This is a genomic window from Streptomyces sp. NPDC037271 (assembly GCF_055603605.1).
This window is the reverse complement of sequence record NZ_JBVJVN010000016.1, coordinates 44,498-59,020: the sequence shown is the minus strand read 5'-3', so window position 1 is coordinate 59,020 and position 14,523 is coordinate 44,498. Positions and strand designations below refer to the sequence as shown.

At 71.5% G+C, this 14,523-nt stretch carries 14 protein-coding genes; 8 read left to right on the top strand and 6 right to left on the bottom strand.

The annotated features are described in order from the left end of the window. Positions 1–12: 12 nt before the first annotated feature. From ACZ7G3_RS24840 to ACZ7G3_RS24820, 5 genes are all read left to right on the top strand, one after another. Complete coding sequence (locus tag ACZ7G3_RS24840) at positions 13–1,032, top strand: agmatine deiminase family protein (protein ID WP_470928291.1); 1,020 nt, start codon at positions 13–15, stop codon at positions 1,030–1,032. An 11-nt stretch (positions 1,033–1,043) separates the two neighbouring features. Next, positions 1,044–1,652, top strand: a complete 609-nt coding sequence (locus tag ACZ7G3_RS24835; protein ID WP_470928290.1) for a TetR/AcrR family transcriptional regulator — start codon at positions 1,044–1,046, stop codon at positions 1,650–1,652. A 138-nt stretch (positions 1,653–1,790) separates the two neighbouring features. After that, positions 1,791–3,068: a TolB family protein gene (locus tag ACZ7G3_RS24830; RefSeq protein WP_470928289.1), complete on the top strand. Its 1,278-nt coding sequence runs from the start codon at positions 1,791–1,793 to the stop codon at positions 3,066–3,068. Positions 3,069–3,373: 305 nt separating this feature from the next. Further along, entirely contained in the window at positions 3,374–4,978 is a 1,605-nt protein-coding gene (cimA, locus tag ACZ7G3_RS24825) for a citramalate synthase (RefSeq protein WP_426600227.1), read from the top strand. Positions 4,979–5,047: 69 nt separating this feature from the next. Then, entirely contained in the window at positions 5,048–6,409 is a 1,362-nt protein-coding gene (locus ACZ7G3_RS24820) for a hypothetical protein (RefSeq protein WP_470928288.1), read from the top strand. A gap of 55 nt (positions 6,410–6,464) precedes the next feature. Here ACZ7G3_RS24820 and ACZ7G3_RS24815 read toward each other — a convergent pair whose 3' ends face one another. The 3 genes from ACZ7G3_RS24815 to hpnR form a co-directional block, all read right to left on the bottom strand. Continuing rightward, complete coding sequence (locus ACZ7G3_RS24815) at positions 6,465–7,643, bottom strand: Cmx/CmrA family chloramphenicol efflux MFS transporter (RefSeq protein ID WP_470928287.1); 1,179 nt, start codon at positions 7,641–7,643, stop codon at positions 6,465–6,467. Positions 7,644–7,984: 341 nt separating this feature from the next. Then, complete coding sequence (locus ACZ7G3_RS24810; protein ID WP_426600224.1) at positions 7,985–8,542, bottom strand: YceI family protein; 558 nt, start codon at positions 8,540–8,542, stop codon at positions 7,985–7,987. 92 nt (positions 8,543–8,634) lie between these two features. Next, positions 8,635–10,128 carry a hopanoid C-3 methylase HpnR gene (hpnR, locus tag ACZ7G3_RS24805; protein ID WP_470928286.1) on the bottom strand — a complete coding sequence of 498 codons (1,494 nt, stop codon included), beginning with the start codon at positions 10,126–10,128 and terminating at the stop codon, positions 8,635–8,637. Between hpnR and ACZ7G3_RS24800 the strand changes: the two genes are divergently transcribed. From ACZ7G3_RS24800 to ACZ7G3_RS24790, 3 genes are all read left to right on the top strand, one after another. Next, positions 10,108–10,707 (top strand): polysaccharide lyase beta-sandwich domain-containing protein, encoded by a 600-nt coding sequence (locus ACZ7G3_RS24800; protein WP_470928285.1) that lies wholly within the window; start codon positions 10,108–10,110, stop codon positions 10,705–10,707. The genes hpnR and ACZ7G3_RS24800 overlap by 21 nt on opposite strands. Positions 10,708–10,861: 154 nt before the next feature. Next, positions 10,862–12,445: an acyl-CoA carboxylase subunit beta gene (locus ACZ7G3_RS24795; protein ID WP_426600221.1), complete on the top strand. Its 1,584-nt coding sequence runs from the start codon at positions 10,862–10,864 to the stop codon at positions 12,443–12,445. A gap of 17 nt (positions 12,446–12,462) precedes the next feature. After that, on the top strand, positions 12,463–12,660 hold the full coding sequence (locus ACZ7G3_RS24790) for an acyl-CoA carboxylase epsilon subunit (protein ID WP_426600220.1): 198 nt from the start codon (positions 12,463–12,465) through the stop codon (positions 12,658–12,660). 210 nt (positions 12,661–12,870) lie between these two features. Here the strand turns inward: ACZ7G3_RS24790 and ACZ7G3_RS24785 are convergent, their stop codons facing one another. The 3 genes from ACZ7G3_RS24785 to ACZ7G3_RS24775 all read right to left on the bottom strand — a co-directional run bounded on the left by ACZ7G3_RS24785 (position 12,871) and on the right by ACZ7G3_RS24775 (position 14,513). Then, on the bottom strand, positions 12,871–13,452 hold the full coding sequence (locus ACZ7G3_RS24785; RefSeq protein ID WP_009314218.1) for a GTP-binding protein: 582 nt from the start codon (positions 13,450–13,452) through the stop codon (positions 12,871–12,873). Then, a complete protein-coding gene (locus ACZ7G3_RS24780; protein WP_470928284.1) occupies positions 13,433–14,005 on the bottom strand; it encodes a DUF742 domain-containing protein in 573 nt (190 codons plus the stop codon). Before ACZ7G3_RS24780 ends, ACZ7G3_RS24785 begins: the two co-directional genes overlap by 20 nt. A 94-nt stretch (positions 14,006–14,099) precedes the next feature. Continuing rightward, positions 14,100–14,513 (bottom strand): roadblock/LC7 domain-containing protein, encoded by a 414-nt coding sequence (locus ACZ7G3_RS24775; protein WP_055421938.1) that lies wholly within the window; start codon positions 14,511–14,513, stop codon positions 14,100–14,102. Positions 14,514–14,523: the final 10 nt, after the last annotated feature.

Sequence of the window (14,523 nt, the reverse complement as noted above, 5' to 3'; positions counted from 1 at the left end):
TGGGACATCTCCATGACCTTCCGCATGCCCCCCGAGTGGGCCCCGCACGAACGCACCTGGATGGCCTGGCCCGGCCCCAACCCGACGTTCGCCGACGCCGGGCAGCTGGCCGAGGCCCGCGCCGCCTGGGCGTCCGTCGCCCGCGCGGTGCGCCGCTTCGAACCGGTGACGATGGTGCACGGACCCGGCCAGGGCGACTCTGCGCGTGAGCTGCTCGGCCCGGACGTCGACCTGGTCGAGCGCGAGCTGGACGACGCCTGGATGCGGGACATCGGCCCGACCTTCGTGACGGACGGGCAGGGCGTCCTGGCCGCCGTGGACTGGGTGTTCAACGGCTGGGGCGCCCAGGACTGGGCCCGCTGGGAGCACGACTCCGAGATCGCCCGCCATGTCGCGCAGCTCGCCGGTGTCCCCGTGCTGGGCAGCGCGCTCGTCAACGAGGGCGGCGCCATCCACGTCGACGGCGAGGGCACGGTCCTGCTGACCGACACCGTCCAGCTCGGCCCCGGCCGCAACCCCGGCTGGACCCGCGAGCAGGTCGAGGCGGAGATCCACGCCAAGCTCGGCACCACCAAGGCCATCTGGCTCCCGCACGGCCTGACCGGCGACTACGGCACGTACGGCACCCAGGGCCACGTCGACATCGTCGCGGCCTTCGCCCGGCCTGGCACCGTCGTAGTGCACAGCCAGCGCGACCCCGCCCACCCCGACCACGCCCGCTCGCAGACCTACCTGGAGATCCTGCGCGGCCAGACCGACGCCAAGGGCCGGCGCCTGGAGGTCGTCGAGGTTCCCGCCCCGACGGTCCTGAAGGACGACGAGGGCGACTGGGTCGACTACTCGTACATCAACCACTACCTGTGCAACGACGGCGTCGTCCTGTGCGCCTTCGACGACCCGAACGACGAACTCGCGGCGGGCATCTTCCGGCGCCTGTTCCCCGAGCGCACGGTGACACTGGTGGACGCCCGTACGATCTTCGCGGGCGGTGGGGGCATCCACTGCGTCACGCAACAGCAGCCGAGGATCTAGAGGAGTCAGCCATGGCCGGTGCGGCGCGAGCGCGGAAGAACGCACCGCCCCGCGAGGACGTCCTCGCCGCCGCCATGGAGATGATCGCCGAGCGCGGCCTGGAGAAGCTCACCATGGCGGCGCTCGGCCGCGAGGTCGGCATGAGCAGCGGCCACCTCCTCTACTACTTCCGCTCCAAGGACGAACTGCTGCTGCGCACCCTGGAGTGGAGCGAGGGCCGCCTCGGCGTCGAACGCGGCCGGCTCCTCGCCCGGCCCGGCACCGCCCGCGAACGCCTCCACGCCTACGTCGACCTGTACGTCCCCGACGGGCACCGCGACCCGCACTGGACGCTGTGGCTGGAGGTCTGGAACCGCTCGCAGAACGCCGGCGACGAGGCCCGCGACCGGCAGGCCGCCATCGAGGGCGCCTGGCACCGCGACCTGGTCGCACTGCTCGCCGAGGGCGTCTCGCGCGGCGAGTTCCGCCCCGTCGACCCGGACCGCTTCGCGTCCCGGCTGCGCGCCCTCCTCGACGGCTTCGCCATCCACGTGGCGATCGGGCTGCGGGGCACGGACCGGGCGCAGGTGCTCGACCACGTACGGGAGTTCCTGACGGACGGCCTCTTCGCGGACGCCTGAACCCGTGCCCGGGTTGTACGTAATACGGGTGATTGACCCTGTGCGTGCGATGCGCTTGGCTCGGGGAAGCCCCTCGGCGCGGGGCCGGGGGAAGGCGTCAACGGGGAAACAGGGGGAATCGTGCTCAGGTCGGGAATCATGCGCAGATCCATGCGGGGAGCGTCCGTCGCGGTGCTCGCGGGGGCGATGGTCGCACTGTCGGCGACCTCGGCGGCACCGGCACCGAAGCCGGGGACCGAGCGGGTCACCCTGGCGGGGACGGGGGAGCAGGGCGACGGCGACTCGTACGGCCCGCGGCTCAGCGCCGACGGCCGGTTCGCGGTCTTCTCGGGATACGCGTCCAACCTGGTACCCGGCGACACCAACGCGCTCGCGGACGTCTTCGTGCGCGACCTGCGCGAGGGAACCGTCGAGCGGGTCAACGTCGGCCCGGACGGCGCGCAGGCCGACGGCGACTCCTCGGCGCTCGCCGTAAGCTCCGACGGGCGTCACGTCCTGTTCCGTTCCCAGGCCCGGAACCTGGTCGACCGGGAGGCCCCGCCCGCGGACGCGGGGGCGTACGACATCTACCTGCACGACCGGCGCACCGGCCGCACCGAGCGGATCAGCGTCGGCCTCGACGGAGGTTCCGCCCACGCGGGCGGCGCCGTCATGTCGGCGGACGCCCGCCACATCGCCTTCAACGCCAAGGCCGACCGGATGGAGCACGAACCCGGCGACCTCTTCGGAGCCGTGTACGTCCTCGACCGGCGCACCGGCGCCGTGGAGCGGATCAGCAACCGCGACCGCCCCGACAACCCCGCCCTGCTCCAGGCCATCAGCGCCGACGGCCGCCACGTGGCGTACACGCAGATGGTGCCACGCAGCTCCAACGGCGCCACCTGGGTCCACGACCGCCGCACCGGCACCGAGGAGCGGGTCAACGTCCGGGCGGACGGCACCCCGGCCGAGCGGTACGCGCTGCCCGCCTCGCTCTCCGCGGACGGCCGGACCATCGCCTTCCAGTACTGGGGCGACGACCTGGTGCCGGGCGAGACCCCCGGGGACGACACCCACCTCTACGTCCGCGACCTGCGCACGGACGTCACCCGCCGCGTCGATCCCGGAACGGCCGGCGAGGAGCGGCCGCGCCAGCCGGTGCTCAGCCCGGACGGCCGGTACCTGGCCTACCAGGCGGATCCCCGGTCGGCGGACGGGCGGCTCGGACCGGCCAACGTCTACCTGCGTGACCTGCGCGACGGCACCACCCGCACGGTCAGCGAGTCCGTCACCGGGGGCCCGGTGACCGACGCCTCCGTGGCGGTGTCCTGGGTGAGCGCGGACGCCCGGAGCGTCGGCCTCGGCAGCGACTCCGCGCAACTGGTCCCGGGCGACACCAACGGCCACTACGACGGCTTCGTGCGACGCCTGCGCTGAACGCCCACTGTTCGCATCCTGAGACGGACGGTGAGCACGGGGACAGACTGTGCCAGAATGCCCGCGTGCTCTCGTTCGCCATGATTATTGGCAGCAGGCGCGCCGGTCCGCAGTGACCACCACGTACGACCAGGTACGGGTGGACACCGTCGTCCTCGACCCGCGCGCAGACCTCTCGCACCCGCGAGAGGTTTTTCGTTTTCCTGGCCCCACCCCCAGCCGGGAAGAGAGCGCGAGGGATCATAGACGGACGGTGGAACCGGTCATTCCGGTAGACCGAGATCCCCTACAGGAGCCTTCAGATCATGACCGCAACCAGCGAACTCGACGATTCGTTCCACGTCTTCGACACCACCCTGCGCGACGGCGCGCAGCGCGAGGGCATCAACCTCACGGTCGCGGACAAGCTGGCCATCGCACGGCACCTGGACGACTTCGGGGTGGGCTTCATCGAGGGCGGCTGGCCCGGCGCCAACCCGCGGGACACCGAGTTCTTCGCCCGTGCCCGCGAGGAGATCGACTTCCAGCACGCCCAGCTGGTCGCCTTCGGCTCCACGCGCCGCGCGGGCGCCACCGCCGCCGAGGACCACCAGGTCAGGGCACTGCTGGAGTCCGGCGCCGAGGTGATCACCCTGGTCGCCAAGTCCCACGACCGGCACGTCGAGCTCGCCCTGCGCACCACGCTCGACGAGAACCTGGCGATGGTGCGGGACACCGTCTCCCACCTCGTCGCACAGGGCCGCCGGGTCTTCGTCGACTGCGAGCACTTCTTCGACGGCTACCGCGCCAACCCCGAGTACGCCAAGGCCGTCGTCCGCGCCGCCTCGGAAGCGGGCGCCGACGTCGTCATCCTCTGCGACACCAACGGCGGCATGCTCCCGGCGCAGATCCAGGCCGTGGTCGCCACCGTGCTGGCCGACACCGGCGCCCGGCTCGGCATCCACGCCCAGGACGACACCGGCTGCGCCGTCGCCAACACCCTCGCCGCGGTCGACGCGGGCGCGACCCACGTCCAGTGCACGGCGAACGGCTACGGCGAGCGCGTCGGCAACGCCAACCTGTTCCCGGTCGTGGCCGCCCTGGAGCTGAAGTACGGCAAGCAGGTCCTGCCCGAGGGCCGGCTCCGCGAGATGACCCGCATCTCCCACGCCATCGCCGAGGTCGTCAACCTCACCCCCTCCACCCACCAGCCCTACGTCGGCGTCTCCGCCTTCGCCCACAAGGCCGGCCTGCACGCCTCCGCCATCAAGGTCGACCCGGACCTGTACCAGCACATCGACCCCGAGCTGGTCGGCAACACCATGCGGATGCTGGTCTCCGACATGGCCGGCCGCGCCTCCATCGAGCTCAAGGGCAAGGAACTCGGCATCGACCTGGGCGGCGACCGCGAACTGGTCGGCCGGGTCGTCGAGCGCGTGAAGGAACGCGAGCTGGCGGGCTACACGTACGAGGCCGCCGACGCGAGCTTCGAGCTCCTGCTGCGCGCGGAGGCCGAGGGCAGCCCCCTCAAGTACTTCGACGTCGAGTCCTGGCGCTCCATCGCCGAGGACCGGCCCGACGGCACCCACGCCAACGAGGCCACGGTCAAGCTGTGGGCCAAGGGGGAGCGCATCGTCGCCACGGCGGAGGGCAACGGCCCGGTCAACGCCCTGGACCGCGCCCTGCGCGTCGCCCTGGAGAAGATCTACCCGGAGCTGGCCAAGCTCGACCTCGTCGACTACAAGGTCCGCATCCTGGAGGGCGTGCACGGCACCCAGTCCACGACGAGGGTCCTCATCTCCACGAGCGACGGGACGGGGGAGTGGTCCACGGTGGGCGTCGCGGAGAACGTCATCGCCGCCTCCTGGCAGGCCCTGCAGGACGCGTACACGTACGGGCTGCTGCGGGCGGGGGTCACGCCCGCCGGGTGAGCCGGTTCTGCCGGTTTTCCCCGCCCGCACCGATGTCTTATTGAGGGTGATTCGGGTATTTTCGAACGTATGGCGGACATACGTGTTCGAGTCCTCATACGCCTCCTGGTCGCGCCGGTCGTCGCCGCGCTGGCGGTGCTGATGGCCGGTGCGCCCGGCGCGTCCGGGGCGCAGGCGGCCACCGACGTCTCCGAGATCGGCGCCGCCCTGCGCGAGAGTCCCGTGTACGTGGACCCGGCCGCCTCCGACCTGCTGTCGTCGGCGGACGCGGAGGCCCTCGCCGACAAGATCGAGGACTCGGACGAACCCGTCTTCGTGGCGGTCCTCCCGGCGGACTACCCGACCCAGAACCTGTTCCAGAACCTCCGCACCGAGACCGGAGTCACCGGCCTGTACGGCGTCCGCCTCGGCGACCGCTTCGACGCGCGCGCCGACAGCAGCGTGCTGAGCCGCCAGGGCGTGAACAACCTGGTCACGGCCGTGCAGGGCGCGGGCGACGCCAAGGCCCAGCTGAACGACTTCGTCGACGACGCGCTGCGCAGCGTGCGCGGCTCCGGACCCTCGTCCTGGGACGCGGGCGACGCCTCCGTGCCGACCGGTGCCCTGATCACCGCCGGTGCGGTCGTGGCCGCCGGCGGTGCGGGCGTCTACGCGCTCTCCCGGCGCAACCGGCGCCGCCGGGAGGAGGAGCAGCGGGAGGCACTGGAGAGGCTGCGGGTCGTGGTCGACGAGGACATCACGGCGTTCGGCGAGGAACTCGACCGCCTGGACTTCCACCCTGCGGAACCGCGCGCCGACGACGCGATGCGCACCGACTACGCACACGCCCTCGACGCCTACGAGCAGGCCAAGACGTTCATGGCGGACGCCCGTGGACCGGAGGACGTCCGCGCCGTGACCCAGGCCCTGGAGGACGGCCGTTTCTCGCTGGCGCAACTCTCGGCCCGCCGCGAGGGCAGGGCCCTGCCCGAACGCCGCCCGCCCTGCTTCTTCGACCCGCGCCACGGCCCGTCGGTCGCCGACGTCACCTGGACCCCGCCGGGCGGCGCCACCCGCCAGGTCCCGGTCTGCGCCGCCGACCGGACCCGCCTCTCCGACGGACGGGACCCGATGATCCGCGAGGTGGACACCGAGTACGGCCGCCGCCCCTACTGGGACGCGGGCCCGGCCTACGGCCCCTGGGCCGGCGGCTACTTCGGCGGCGGCATCCTGCCCGGCCTGCTGGTCGGCACCATGCTGGGCAGCATGATGGCGGGCCCCGCCTACGGAGCCGGTTACGGTGCCGGTTACGGCGACTTCGGCGGCCACGAGGGCGGCGACGTCTCCGGCGCCGACTTCGACCCCGGCGACTTCGGGGGCGGCTTCGGCGGCGGAGACTTCGGCGGTGGCGGCGGCTTCGGCGGCGGAGGGGACTTCGGCGGAGGCTTCTGACCGGGTGGCCGTGCGGCGCCTCCGCCGGCGCCCCGCCGACGGACGGCTCCGGGGATCAGACCGGCGTCGTCGTCCGGTACGCCGTCCGTCCGGAACGGGCAGCCGACGCCGTGAGGGCGAGAACGACGGCGGCGGACGCGACGAGCCCCGCGCTGACCCACACCGGGGACCGGTATCCGAACCCCGCGCCGATCGCCGCGCCCCCGGCCCACGGCCCCAACGCCGCCCCCACGTTGAACGCGGCCGTCGCGAAGCCCCCGGCCAGCGTGGGGGCGTCCGGTGCCGCGTACAGCACCTGGGAGATCAGCGTGGAACCGACCCCGAAGGCCAGGGCGCCCAGCAGGAACACGAGCCCGAGCAGCAGGACCGGGTCTCCGGCACCGAGCGCCAGCACGCACCACCCGGCGCCCAGCGCGGCCCCGCCCGCCGTCACCACCAGCACCGGGCGCCGGTCGGCGAACCGCCCGCCCGTACTCACCCCGACGAACGACCCCGCCCCGAACAACGCCAGCACCCCGGGCACCCACGCGTCGTCGAGCCCGCCGACCTCGGTGGCCAGCGGCGCGAGATAGGTGAACGTACAGAAGGTGGCTCCGTTGACCAGGGCACCCAGCAGCAGCGTGACCAGGAGGCGAGGGCCGCGCAGTGCCGCCAGCTCGCCCCGCAGCGGCGGACGCGTGGTGTCCGCGGCGCCGCCCGGAACGGACCGGGCCACCGCCACCACGGCCGGCACCGTCAGCAGGGCCACCGCCCAGAACGCCGAGCGCCAGCCCCACACCTGCCCGAGCAGCGCCCCGGCGGGCACCCCGATCACGCAGGCCAGCGTGACCCCGCCCAGCAGCGTGGACGTGGCCCGCCCCTTGGCCTCCGGCCCGACCATGCCCGTGGCGGTCACCAGGGCGACGGCCAGGAACCCGGCGTTGGCGAGGGCCCCGACCACCCGGGTGGCGAGCAGCACTCCGAAACTGTCGGTGACGGCACCGACGACATGGACGGCGAGAAAGACGCAGAGGAAGCCCAGCAGGGCACCCCGCCGCGACCACCGCCGTCCCAGCGCCGCCATCAGCGGCGCCCCGACGACCATCCCCACCGCGAAGGCGGAGGTCAGCGCCCCCGCCGCCGGGACGGTGACCTGCAGGTCCCTCGCGATGTCCGGCACCAGCCCGGACAGCATGAACTCGGACGTTCCCTGGGCGAACACGGCAAGGCCCAGCAGAAGGATTGCGAACGGCATGAAGAAACTCCGCACCCCGAAGTCGATGGCGAACATGACACGGCGGACGGCAGTCCGGCGGCGGTCACGACAACGACGACTCCGGGTACGCGCGGAGCGCGCCCCTCAGCCCGACATCACGAACAGCCACCGGAGAGCCGGTGGCCGGAGTCTGGAAGCTTCGGGACTGTTCACGGAGGGCAGGCTAACGCGATTCGGCGGGGAACACGACCGAGAAAACCGGCACCGCTCGATCGCCCGGTACGACGCGGTCCACCGGACGCTCGGCCGGCCCGGCCGGAGTATCCGGGTCCGGGCCGCCGTCGGCGTGGACTTCGCCGCTCCCGAGGGAGCGCGCGGCGTCATGCCTGCTTGATCGCGGAGATGTCGAAGTTCAGCTTGATCTTGTCGGAGACGAGCACGCCCCCGGTCTCCAGCGCCGCGTTCCAGGTGAGTCCCCACTCGGAGCGCTTGATCTCGGCCTTGCCCTCGAAGCCGACGCGCTCGTTGCCGAAGGGGTCCTTGGCGGCGCCGTTGAACTCGAGGTCGATGGTGAGCGGCCTGGTGGTGCCGAGGATCGTGAGGTCACCGGTGATGCGGTAGTCGTCGCCGCCGAGGGCCTCCGCCCCGGTGGACCGGAAGGTCATCCGCGGGAACTCGTCCGTCTTGAAGAAGTCCGCGCTCTTGAGGTGGCCGTCACGGTCGGCGGAGCCCGTGTCGATGCTGTCCATCGTGATGTCGAGGGACGCCGTGGAACGGGTCGGGTCGGTGCCGTCCAGGTGGAGTGTTCCGCTGAAGTCGAGGAACTTGCCCTTGACGTTGGTGACCATGGCGTGGCGCGCGGTGAAGCCGATCGTCGTGTGGGCGGGGTCGATCGTGTACTCGCCGGTCAGGGTGGCGAGGTCGGCGGTGGTGGTCATGGGGCCCTCCGGGAAAGGTCGAGTCGTGATGTTGAATGTTCAACCAGTCCAACGGTTACGACTGTAGACCTATTCCGTTCACCCTTCAACGGTTACGCACGGCGTGGCGGCGAAGCCTGCGGTGCCGGCCGCGTGTGGACGTACAACTGCCGCCGGTCACCGACGTCGACCGGCCGGGGCAGCGGAAGTTCGTACCGCACGGGCATGCTGTGGTCCGCGAACTGGCGGCGCGGGTTGTAGACCTGGTTGAACTTCCACAGCATGCGGGCGAAGTTCGTCTGCCCGCGCAGCAGGTTCCGGCCGAGGATCCGGGCCGCGCCGAACGCCGTCCGCAGACCCAGGTGCTTGCGGTTGATCACGGCCTGGGTGCGCACCAGCTCCTCGTAGAAGCGCTCCAGCGGCAGCGTGGTCGGCACCACGGCGTGCTGGATGTCGAAGAGGCGGTAGTCGCGGGTGGTGAGGCGGCGCGACTCGGTGTGCCAGATCTCCGTCCCCGGATACGGCGTCATCACCGTGAAGTGGACGATCTCCGGCACCGACAGCGCGAACTCCCGGACGACCCGGAAGCGCTCCTCGTCCCAGGACGGGTCCACGATAAGGTTGATCGCGACCTGGATGCCCATGCGCCGGGCCGCCTCCAGGGCCCGGAAGTTCTCGTCCGGGCTGATCCGCTTGCGGAACAGGTCCAGGCCCTCGGCATCGATGGCCTCCATGCCCAGGAACATGTAGCGCAGGCCGAGCCGCGCCCACCGCTCGAAGACCTCGGGGTGGCGCAGCAGCACGTCGCTGCGGGTCTCCAGGTAGTACTGCTTGCGGATGCCGCGCCGCTCCACCTCGGCGGCGATGGCGTTGCCGTGCTCGGGCCGGATGAAGGCCACGTCGTCCACGATGAACACGTTGGGCTCGCGGATCCTCGCCAGGTCCTCGGCCGCCGCCTCGGGGGAGGCCTTGCGGTAGCTGCGGCCGTAGAACGTCCACGCGGAACAGAACGAGCAGTCCCAGGGGCAGCCGCGGGTGAACTCGATGGAGGCGCACGGGTCCAGCTCGCCGATGAAGTAGCGGCGCCGGTTGCGCATCAGGTCGCGGGCCGGGAGCGGGGAGTCGATGCCGTGCATCATCAGGGGCGCGGGCCCCCGCCCGGCGGCGGTGACGACCCCGGGGACGCCGTCCACCCCGCCGTCGCGCACCGCCTCCAGCAGCGGCGCCATCACCGGTTCACCCTCGCCCCGGACCACCGCGTCCACCGCGCCGGCCGCCTGCTCCAGCACGTCCTCGGCGACGAAGGAGACGCTGTGCCCGCCGAAGAAGACGAAGCAGCCCGGCACCTCGCGCTTCACCTTCGCCGCCAGGTCGATCGCCTCCGGGATGTTCGCCAGGTAGTTCAGCGAGACGCCGAGGGCCTGTGGCCGGAACGACCGCACCTCGTCCCGCAGGGTCGCCCGGTCCAGCACCTGGAGGTCCACGACCCGGACCTCGTGCCCCGCCTCGCGGGCCGCGCCCGCCACCCGTTCGAGGCCGAGGGGTTCCAGGCGCAGGAAGATCTCGGAGTACAGCAGGGCGCTGGGATGGACGAGCAGCAGGCGCATGGTCACCTCGTCGCGGATCGGGACGCACCGGAACGGAGGTGTACCGGAACGGCGGTCGGGCCTCCCCTTCGTAACCCGGCGGACCGTCACCCGCAGCGGCCGTACCGCCGCCTGGCGGACCCCGCGTCGGGGAAGCGCCGCGGGCGGGACCTCCTGACAGACCCTCTGCCCGGACCACGGCACGGACCCGGCCGGCGCCGTCTGCGTCCACGCCCACGCCCTCATGCCGGCCCCCGCGGGTTCACGGTCCTCGCCGACGACGACCGGTGCCGGGCGGCAGAGGTTCCCCCACTCGGCCGCACCGCCGCGAACTTCTGGCAGGCGGGCACGGCGGGCCCGCTCACCACGACGGCGGGGGCCGGTGTGCTGATCCACCGAAGGGGCCGTACCGCTACCCTCTGCGTGAGCGGACCACCGCGCACCCGCGAGCCCGTAGAGGTCCTCCGGGACCGACCGGTGCGAACCGCGGCACGGGCCGGCGGGACGGTCGAGATCCGCGCGACGGGCCGCCGACCGCACCTCCGCGTCACTCCAGGGGTGGTATGTACCACCCACGAATGTGAGGTGACTCTCAGCTGAAGACTTTGTGCGACCCCTACAAGCATGAGGCCCCCTGAGCAGTCGAAATGCCTGCATGGCATAGGGGTTCTGTTCAGTGCTACCAGGAAAACACGTCGGAGACTGTACGGAGTCGACGGCTGGCAATCCTTGGTCGGCTTCGTACAGTCGCTACATGACCGTTTTGGATGAGGCGCCGGGTGAGCCGACGGACGCGCGCGGGCGAGTGGCCGAACTGCACGAGATCCGTGCCCAGGCACTGGCCGGACCGAGCGAGAAGGCGACGGCGGCGCAGCACGCCAAGGGCAAGCTGACGGCGCGGGAGCGGATCGAACTCCTCCTGGACCCGGGCTCCTTCCGCGAGGTCGAGCAACTGCGCCGGCACCGGGCGACCGGATTCGGCCTGGAGACCAAGAAGCCGTACACCGACGGCGTCATCACCGGCTGGGGCACGGTCGAGGGCCGCACGGTCTTCGTCTACGCGCACGACTTCCGGATCTTCGGCGGCGCACTGGGCGAGGCCCACGCCACGAAGATCCACAAGATCATGGACATGGCCATCGCGGCCGGTGCCCCGCTGGTCTCCCTCAACGACGGCGCCGGCGCCCGCATCCAGGAGGGCGTCAGCGCCCTCGCCGGCTACGGCGGCATCTTCCAGCGCAACACCAAGGCGTCCGGGGTCATCCCGCAGATCAGCGTGATGCTCGGCCCGTGCGCGGGCGGCGCGGCCTACAGCCCCGCCCTCACCGACTTCGTGTTCATGGTCCGCGACACCTCGCAGATGTTCATCACCGGTCCGGACGTGGTCAAGGCGGTCACCGGCGAGGAGATCACGCAGAACGGCCTGGGCGGCGCCGACGTCCACGCCGAGACCAGCGGCGTCTGCCACTTCGCGTACGACGACGAGGAGACGTGCCTCGCCGAGGTGCGCTACCTCCTCTCCCTCCTCCCGCAGAACAACCGGGAGAACCCGCCCCGCACCGAGTGCGCCGACCCCGCCGACCGACGCGGCGACACCCTCCTCGACCTGGTCCCGGCGGACGGCAACCGCCCGTACGACATGACCAAGGTCATCGAGGAGCTCGTCGACGACGGCGAGTACCTGGAGGTCCACGAGCGCTGGGCCCGCAACATCATCTGCGCCCTGGCCCGCCTCGACGGACAGGTCGTCGGCATCGTCGCCAACCAGCCGCAGTCCCTGGCCGGCGTCCTGGACATCGAGGCCAGCGAGAAGGCCGCGCGGTTCGTGCAGATGTGCGACGCCTTCAACATCCCGATCATCACCCTCCTGGACGTACCCGGCTTCCTGCCGGGCGTCGACCAGGAGCACGGCGGAATCATCCGCCACGGCGCCAAGTTGCTCTACGCCTACTGCAACGCGACCGTGCCGCGCATCTCGCTCATCCTGCGCAAGGCGTACGGAGGTGCTTACATCGTGATGGACAGCCAGTCCATCGGCGCCGACCTCACCTACGCCTGGCCGACGAACGAGATCGCCGTGATGGGCGCCGAGGGTGCCGCCAACGTCATCTTCCGCCGTCAGATCGCCGAGGCCGAGGACCCCGAGGCCATGCGGGCCCGCATGGTCAAGGAGTACAAGGCCGAGCTGATGCACCCCTACTACGCGGCCGAACGCGGCCTGGTCGACGACGTCATCGACCCCGCCGAGACCCGCGAGGTGCTCATCAAGTCCCTGGCGATGCTCCACACCAAGCACGCCGACCTGCCCTCCCGCAAGCACGGCAACCCGCCGCAGTGACCCGAGGAGCCCCCTCCATGTCCACTCCCGACATCCGCGTCGAGAAGGGCCACGCCGAGCCCGAGGAAGTCGCCGCCATCACGGCCCTCCTCCTGGCCCGCGCCGCCGCCCGCCCCGCCGAGATCGCCCCCAGCCACGGCGGCGGCCGCGTCCGCGCCGGCTGGCGCCGCCTGGAGCGCGAGCCGGGCTTCCGCGCCCCGCACAGCTGGCGCTGACCTGACCCGTACACGTAGAGGCCCCCTCCTGCCCAGGAGGGGGCCTCTACGCATGAGCTGACGGCTGGGCAGCGCACCCAGGGGCGCGGGGCCGTGTCGATGTGCGGCTCCGCCGCCTGGGCGCGACCAGCCGCACGCCGCCCGCACCCGGCAACGAAACAGCCCCCCGCAGCCCAGTGGCCGCAGGGGGCGTCGCGCAACCCGGCGCGGTTAGCGCAACCGCGCCATCAGCGCGTGCTCCACGAGAGTGATCAGCGCGGACTTCGCGTCGGCGCGGTGCCGCGCGTCCGTCGTGATGATCGGGGTGTCCGGCCCGATCTGCAGCGCCTCGCGGACCTCGTCCGGGTTGTACGGCTGCTGGCCGTCGAAGCCGTTGAGGGCGATGACGAACGGCAGGCCCGAGTTCTCGAAGTAGTCCACGGCGGGGAAGCAGTCGGCGAGCCGCCTCGTGTCGACCAGCACGATCGCGCCGATGGCGCCGCGGACCAGGTCGTCCCACATGAACCAGAAGCGGTCCTGACCGGGCGTACCGAAGAGGTACAGGATCAGGTCCTGGTCGAGCGTGATACGGCCGAAGTCCATGGCGACCGTCGTGGTCGTCTTGTCCCCCGTGTGGGTGAGGTCGTCGATGCCCGCGGACGCGGATGTCATCACGGCCTCGGTGCGCAGCGGGTTGATCTCCGAGACGGCGCCGACGAACGTCGTCTTGCCCACGCCGAATCCGCCCGCCACCACGATCTTCGCGGAAGTGGTGGAGCGGGAAGGCCCTCCGCTAGAGCTTGCGAAGTCCACTGAGCACCCTTTCGAGCAGTGTCACGTCTGGCTGGCCGCCGGCGTTCTCGTCGCCGCCGGGCTGATGGATGGCGACCAGGCCCGCCTCCGCCAAGTCGGCGACGAGGATCCTGGCCACGCCGAGAGGGATCGTCAGGAGGGCCGAGATCTCGGCCACCGACTTGATCTCCCGGCAGAGGTTGCAGATCCGCTGATGCTCGGGCAGCTGGCCCTGCATCTGGTGCGGCTGCGCGGTGGTGTGTACCAGTGCCTCGATGGCGAGCTGGTACCGAGGCCTGGTGCGACCGCCCGTCATGGCGTACGGGCGCACCAGGGGGTTGTTCGACGCCCCTGCGGGCGCCGGCTCAGGGGTGCGGCGTTGCGGCTGCACGGGCTGGATGCGCGGAGCCTGCGGCTGGTCGTACGGCGAAGGGCCGGGGCCCTGCGGCGCGTACGGCTGCGGGTGGTCCGGCACGGAGGGGTAGCCGTATCCGTTCGCCGAGCCGTCGTTCTGACCCTGGCCAGGGCCGTACGACCAGTTGCCCGAAGACGGACCGCCTGGGGGTGTTGCCACTTTTTCCTCCTCCGACTGTGCCTGGCATCCAACACTGGGAAGCCGCGTCCCGAAACTTTACGGCCACGGGACGTCAAAACGCACCGTCTGTCCTTTAGTTGAGAAGGCTCCCCTGGAGCTCGGCCCGCAGATCGGGCGTCAGGACCGTGCCCGCACGGTCCACCAGAAGTGCCATCTCGTACCCAATGAGACCGATGTCCGCCTCCGGGTGTGCGAGAACCGCGAGGGACGAGCCGTCGGAGATGGACATGATGAAGAGGAATCCCCGCTCCATCTCCACAACTGTCTGGTTCACGCTGCCGCCCTCGAAGATGCGCGAGGCACCGGCGGTCAGCGAGGTCAGACCGGAGGCGACGGCCGCGAGCTGGTCGGCACGGTCGCGCGGGAACCCTTCGGACATCGCCAGAAGGAGTCCGTCGGCGGAGACCACCACCGTGTGGGACACCCCCGGGGTGTTCTCCACGAAGTTGGTGATCAACCAGTTCAGGTTCTGCGCCGCCTGGCTCATCGGGCTCACA

What these genes read in the sequence shown, in the direction of transcription:
- ACZ7G3_RS24835 (WP_470928290.1), top strand. Translation starts at nt 1,044, where the DNA reads ATGGCCGGTGCGGCGCGAGCGCGGAAGAACGCACCGCCCCGCGAGGAC.
- ACZ7G3_RS24830 (WP_470928289.1), top strand. Translation starts at nt 1,791, where the DNA reads ATGCGCAGATCCATGCGGGGAGCGTCCGTCGCGGTGCTCGCGGGGGCG.
- ACZ7G3_RS24840 (WP_470928291.1), top strand. Translation starts at nt 13, where the DNA reads ATGACCTTCCGCATGCCCCCCGAGTGGGCCCCGCACGAACGCACCTGG.
- ACZ7G3_RS24810 (WP_426600224.1), bottom strand. Translation starts at nt 8,542, where the DNA reads ATGACCACCACCGCCGACCTCGCCACCCTGACCGGCGAGTACACGATC.
- hpnR (WP_470928286.1), bottom strand. Translation starts at nt 10,128, where the DNA reads ATGCGCCTGCTGCTCGTCCATCCCAGCGCCCTGCTGTACTCCGAGATC.
- ACZ7G3_RS24790 (WP_426600220.1), top strand. Translation starts at nt 12,463, where the DNA reads ATGTCCACTCCCGACATCCGCGTCGAGAAGGGCCACGCCGAGCCCGAG.
- ACZ7G3_RS24800 (WP_470928285.1), top strand. Translation starts at nt 10,108, where the DNA reads ATGGACGAGCAGCAGGCGCATGGTCACCTCGTCGCGGATCGGGACGCA.
- ACZ7G3_RS24815 (WP_470928287.1), bottom strand. Translation starts at nt 7,643, where the DNA reads ATGCCGTTCGCAATCCTTCTGCTGGGCCTTGCCGTGTTCGCCCAGGGA.
- ACZ7G3_RS24775 (WP_055421938.1), bottom strand. Translation starts at nt 14,513, where the DNA reads ATGAGCCAGGCGGCGCAGAACCTGAACTGGTTGATCACCAACTTCGTG.
- cimA (WP_426600227.1), top strand. Translation starts at nt 3,374, where the DNA reads ATGACCGCAACCAGCGAACTCGACGATTCGTTCCACGTCTTCGACACC.
- ACZ7G3_RS24795 (WP_426600221.1), top strand. Translation starts at nt 10,862, where the DNA reads ATGACCGTTTTGGATGAGGCGCCGGGTGAGCCGACGGACGCGCGCGGG.
- ACZ7G3_RS24820 (WP_470928288.1), top strand. Translation starts at nt 5,048, where the DNA reads ATGGCGGACATACGTGTTCGAGTCCTCATACGCCTCCTGGTCGCGCCG.